Origin of the sequence: Nitrosomonas supralitoralis, from assembly GCF_003011925.2 — a bacterium.
Taxonomy (GTDB): domain Bacteria; phylum Pseudomonadota; class Gammaproteobacteria; order Burkholderiales; family Nitrosomonadaceae; genus Nitrosomonas; species Nitrosomonas supralitoralis.
In genome coordinates, this window is the sequence record NZ_PXXU01000091.1 from 1 (window position 1) to 5992 (window position 5992).

Below are 5992 nucleotides of genomic sequence, written 5' to 3' on the forward strand. Positions count from 1 at the left end.
AAGATCAATCCGAATACGAGAAAGCCATAGAAAAGCTTTCCGAGGGCATTGAGATTGTTAGCGATAGCTGGTTCAACGATCTTGATCCGATTGATCAGGGAAACCTACTTGGCAAGTGGGGTGGGCTGAATGATCCAACAGCCAAATACATTGGTTCTTGGGGTGGCTATAGAATATTTACCGGCAAGTTCAAGAATGTTTCAACGAGGCGCATTGCTAACGGGTTTGGAGTTGCTTTTACACATCAAACCGGTTCATTCGTTTATCCGGAACAACCTAATCGCAGAAATATACCGCCCTCTGTAGCGATACATGGCGATATGCCCACCTTAAAAGCCTTTCTACGCATATCAAGTATGTATGACAACAATATTGTCGGCGTTCTCTACAATAGATTTAGAACTAAATATGCGGTTATAAACGAAGTCGATAATTTGCCAGGTGAACAATCATGACGAATAGCGTTTACAAGGTTCTTACGCCAGCCGGTCAATTCGATGCGATCTTCGCTGAAGATGAGGATATCCCAATTGAATACAGCGGCGATGAATTGGCAATCTGCTTTTTTAAAGACTGGTTATTCATCAATCAGATTAGTGGTTCGCAAGGGTATTTACTGGATAGCGATAAATTGACGCCCGCCGATTTATATGGATTCTGTCAGCCTCTAAATAGCGGGATAGAGGTTATCCCTCCATTTGATGATTTTATGTCGTATACGCAAGAGGATATCGCTATGCCCAGGGATGAGCTTGACTCTGCAATCATCAGCGATGAAGTTAAAAACACGGCTGATTTGACGTTTGATGGCATATCTGGAATGGACAAAATAAAGCTGATTAAAGAGGTCGGAAGTATCCGTGTGAACCTTAAAACCGTTCAATCCGGCATCGAAAAGCTGAAGATGGTTAAAAGGATTAAAGAAATACGCGATGCATTGGGTGTTGGAAGTTCCGGTGGATTGGACAATAACGGACTCGATGCTGATGGAATGTGGCCGATGACCAGAGCAGAATACGACAAAATTCACAGCGACTTTAAAGGAACCTTGCCCGATCGAACACTTACCGCTCTTAAACTCATTAACGGCGCTACTACTGTCGTTCCTGTGAAAATCACGGGCGAACAGCAAAAAGACCCGGAACCAGAGGGGGAGCCACAAACCACCGTGGCCGATGTTAACAACGTTATGCCTTTGCTGAAAAACTTCATTGGTGCCGCGCAACTAGCAGCCGTCGGTTCCTTAATTCGTGGCGAGGAAGGTCAATTCTTTAAAGATAAGCTGATCGAAATAGCCAATGAAATTAAAACCATGCCAAAAACCTACGACCAGGATGGTATGGGTGATAAGGCGATTGCCTATCTGCACTATTTCAAGGGATCCGGCGATTGGTACATAACCGAAAAGGATATGGAGGACGACCAAATACAGGCGTTCGGTCTTGCGGATATCTTTGGAGATGGCGGCGAGCTCGGATACATTAATATCGAAGAAATCATTCAGCACGGCGTAGAGCTCGATTTTCACTGGACACCTAAAACCCTGGGTCAGATCAGAGGCACGGACAGCAAAGATGAAACTCAAGGCACTCAGGCCGGTGACGAATCGAGCGAGATTAATGATCCTGCAGAAACGACCGAAACTCCCGAAGATGCATCGCCAGAGGATAGCGCCAAGTCAGGATTTATATCAGAACTGGAATCATTGAAAGCGGAAACCGATATCATTCGATTCAACGAGCGACTGGATGAGATTGCAGCCAGAGTTGAACAAGCTGGTTTGATGGAAGCGCTTGATATAGAATTAAATGATACGGCTGATGTTCTCACCGCATTGTTGTCGGCAGCGGAGAGTGGCGGCAAATGATAACAAAACGTCCTACGTGCATTAGCAAATTTGATCCGGCACCGCGCCAAAATAATCTTGATACGATCTGACAATCGGCTGTCGGTCAAAAGCAGCCAGTCAATTTTTTTTAAGTCTCCGAAATCTGGCCAATAATATTACACAGCCAGTACAGATATGATCTTCAGCTCTGTATATCGTATCATTTAGGATGATATACGGTTAGCGAACCTGATAAGTATAATGACTCTGTTGCTCTTATTCCTAAAAGAATGGAGTATCTACGGAAACTATATAAATACTTGCTAACTGCACATGAAAATAATGACTTGGAATTGTAATGGGGCTTTAAGAAAAAAATTTCGGGAGGCAGACGCCCTTGATGCAGATGTTTTGATAATTCAAGAGTGTGAAGATCCATCAAATTCAGGTGAAAGTTTTAGTTCTTGGGCTGGCAACTATTTGTGGGAAGGAACTTCAAAACACAAAGGTATAGGAGTATTCCCTAGAAAAGGAAATAGTGTAAAAAAGTTGTACTGGGAGGGTGAATTTCTAATTAAAGGTATAAATAGTAAAAGCCCTTCGCTTCGGTGGTCAACTAATGAGTTAAAACTATTTCTCCCTTTTCAGTTAAATGAAGAATTTAATATCTTAAGTGTGTGGACAAAAGGCGGTGACTCTGAAGTTTTTGGGTATATGGGACAATTTTGGAAGTATTTGCAGATCCACGGAATAGAACTTTCCCAAAAGAATACTATAGTATTAGGTGATTTCAACAGCAATAAAATATGGGACAAAACCGATAGGTGGTGGAACCATACCGATGTAGTGAAAGAGCTCAAGGAATTAGGTATAGAAAGCTTGTACCACTATCAATATGAAGAGGCACAAGGAGAGGAGACTTTGCCCACGTTCTATCATCAAAGAAATACAGAAAAAGCCTATCATATTGATTATGTTTTTGTTTCAAGTGATTTATTACAACGGTGCCAGTTAAATTTTGGCGCAAAAGAAAAATGGCTACCCATTAGTGATCATATGCCACTATGCGTAGAAATCAGCAGTTAACCAGTGCTTGCACTTTGACTCGTCGCCGCGCTGCGGTTCCACGCAAGTAAAGCTTATTTCTATTATACTCCTTACTAGTCAAATTTCGGCAGCCTGTTTTTATTTCTAAAATAAAAATATATAGTTACATCAAGTGCACGCCAAAATTTTATGAACAAACAGTATAAAAATTGAATTTCATCCTATCTCACCGCCTGCTTTGAGTTTGAAAGTATCCGATCACGTGTGAGCCAATACACTCGATGCTGTTAACATCAAGCGACTGTGTCGTATCTTAATTACCAAGTTATACCTCCAACTTCTACCGATGAAGGACGCGCCATTATAGGGATCAATAGCGCGTAGTTGTTCACCGGAAAACCGCGCAAATAATGCATTGCCACGTCTTTATGATAGCAGACATAAATTGCCATCATCAGGACTTTAACAATGATTTCCTTCGCAGAAAAAAGATCCATTCAAAACACGATACTAGAGCAGAACAAGATACTTGCCAGCAATCCGTCATTTAGCGACAAACGGCAAGCGCAAAAAGTTAAATCCGAGGCAATGATTAGACTTGGTTTGGTCAACCAGCAGGCATCCACCGAATTTGTGAAGCCACCAAAGCTAGACCTGCCTATCATCAATGTGGATGGCGATACCTGGTATATCTTGAACCAGGGGGCGACGCGAGAGGACGGCAAAACATTGTTGCACTTGTCGAGCACGACTCGTGGCAGACAAACAAAGAATGGCGTTAACCCAGTCCAAATGCAGGACTGGGTGGATTTGGAGCAAGTGTCAGATCAACCTCCCAGTCAGCAAGACAATGAAGAAGTAATAGCCCCACGTGAACCAACCTCGCAATACTATGAGTTTGATCCGAACCGCAAACAGTCTCAAAGAAAGAAAGACAACGAGGCCGCTATGTCGCTGCTTGCGCGTATCGATGCCGGTGAGATTGATCCGAACAAGTTAACGGGCGAACAAAGACTGACGCTTGCTAAATACTCGGGCACTGGCGGGGCGTTAATTGGCGCGGATGGCAAAAAGGGTTCAGCTTACGAATATTACACTCCAAAACCGATAGCTGAAGGTGTCTGGACCCTACTCGAAGAACTTGGGTTTGAAGGTGGCAAAGTTCTGGATCCTAGTGCCGGTGTGGGCATATTTGGTGCCACAGCGCCTCTGAATGCGGCGATTGATGCTGTTGAGCTCAACGAAACATCAGGCAGAATCAACGGTCTGGTGAATGGTGGACCGGGTTACGTTGCAACAGTATCGCCATTCGAGAAGGTTGCGGCCAATACTCCGGATGAGCAATTTGATGCAATTGTCACCAATGTTCCGTTTGGTGGCGTAGCTGATCGCGGTGGCAATCAGTTGCTCGATAGCCGGTACCAGAAAGAACCGCTGCAGAATTACTTTATATTGCGATCGCTTGAGAAACTAAAACCAAGTGGCCTGGCTGTCTTTATCACGCCACCACGATGCGTGTCCGGCAAGGGTGGAAAAGAAGAGGATTTGCGAGTCAAGGCAAGTTACATGGCTGAATTCATGGGTGCTTATCGTCTTCCGAATTCAGTATTTGGCACTGCCAGTGCGGATACCATGACTGATGTTATCGCTTTCCGCAAATATGACCGGGAAACACTCGACAAGATTGCTGAATTGCGCGAACAGTCACCTCAAACGCTGATCGATGCGAACGTGCTATGGCAGACTTTCATTGAAGGTCAGTATTTCAATACCGAAGGCAAGCGATTCATCCTGGGCGAGTTCGTTCCAAAAGACCCGCATAAATTCCGTGACGTAGATCGCGTTATGAACCCGGCCAGCATGCCAGAAATAGCCAGAATGCTAAGGAGATTCCCTGACTCAAGAATCGATTGGGATTTGTTGGGCACCACAGAAACATCACCGATAGTTTACCGCGATGGCGACACTATTACTCAATCCGGGCAAACGCTGCAAATGCAGGTTGGCCGGTGGGTGCCAATGGCGCGCAATGAAGAGAGCGCTGACATGGCGGGATTGCTTGGCAAGCTGGCAACTCCCTACTCAGCCTTTGAAAACAGAATCCAATGGACCGACGCGGAGAAATTATTCGATTACATGAATGACACCTCGCAGGCGCTGGATATTCCTGGCTGGATGCGTGCCGCAGTCAATGAGCTCCGACGCCTGCCGGACCATGGTGACCGGGCAAAATACTGGAATGCTGGCGTCGTGGGTTTGGCTGTATCTCAGGTGCTTGATGAGCGCTTGAGTGAAGAAACCGGCGTGAAGTACATCGATGAGTATCCAGCGCTATCCGATGCCATGCAGGTTGTCTACTCAGCAGCAAAAAGCCGCCCTTCCAGTCTTGGTGGGAAACTCCGCGATGCCATGAAGCGAATGGGCAATCATTACCAGAAAAAAACTGGATTCTCTGCGGTATGGCGCGGTGATGTGCAGCAATCGGTGACACCTCTTGAGATAACGGCTGATTCTGGATTCGAGGGATTACGTTACAAAAACCGATCGATATGGGCATCCCTTGATGATGCCAGGGAAATATTTGGGCAGGACTTTAATCCGATTGAGGATAGCAACTGGTGTATTTCTCCCGATGGCAGGCATGTCACACGTGCAGATGATTACTACACCGGCAATTATGCCGATTTCCTGCGTCGGTCCGATGCTGAGATTGCCCAGGCAACGGATGACACGATTCGAGCCAAGTTGTTGCGTCAAAAGCTGGATGCCGAAAGTCGCCTGGATAAAATCGATGTTTCAAAACTGACCTTCAATCTTTTTAGCCCATATGTATCATGCGAGGAAAAAGCTGAATTCCTGCGCCGGTTTGTTCATCCTTCCGCTTCGGTTGTGTTTGATGAAAAAACAGGGCACAAGAATGTTGATATCAATGTGCCTGGCAGCAAACTTTCTGACAATGAAAAATTGCTCAACCGCATTGGCGATTACCTCAAAAACGGCACGATTACCTTGGGTGGGGCAAAGCTGGATATGAGCGATGCTCAAGCATTGGGCATACTGCGCAAGAAAGTGGTGACTGCCAACGAACAGTTTAACGGTTGGGTGCGCGGCAACAAA

At 45.4% G+C, this 5992-nt stretch carries 4 protein-coding genes; all 4 read left to right on the forward strand.

The window, feature by feature from the left end; genetic code table 11:
- Positions 1 to 455: hypothetical protein (locus C7H79_RS18145; protein WP_172592484.1), on the forward strand; the 455-nt coding region annotated here is incomplete at its 5' end.
- A complete protein-coding gene (locus C7H79_RS16075) occupies positions 452 to 1867 on the forward strand; it encodes a DUF2958 domain-containing protein (protein ID WP_106708267.1) in 1416 nt (471 codons plus the stop codon). The genes C7H79_RS18145 and C7H79_RS16075, both read left to right, overlap by 4 nt.
- 294 nt (positions 1868 to 2161) lie before the next feature.
- Positions 2162 to 2914 (forward strand): endonuclease/exonuclease/phosphatase family protein, encoded by a 753-nt coding sequence (locus tag C7H79_RS16080; RefSeq protein WP_106708268.1) that lies wholly within the window; start codon positions 2162 to 2164, stop codon positions 2912 to 2914.
- A 429-nt stretch (positions 2915 to 3343) separates the two neighbouring features.
- Positions 3344 to 5992 (forward strand): N-6 DNA methylase (locus C7H79_RS16085; protein WP_147383644.1); only part of this gene is annotated, 2649 nt, incomplete at its 3' end.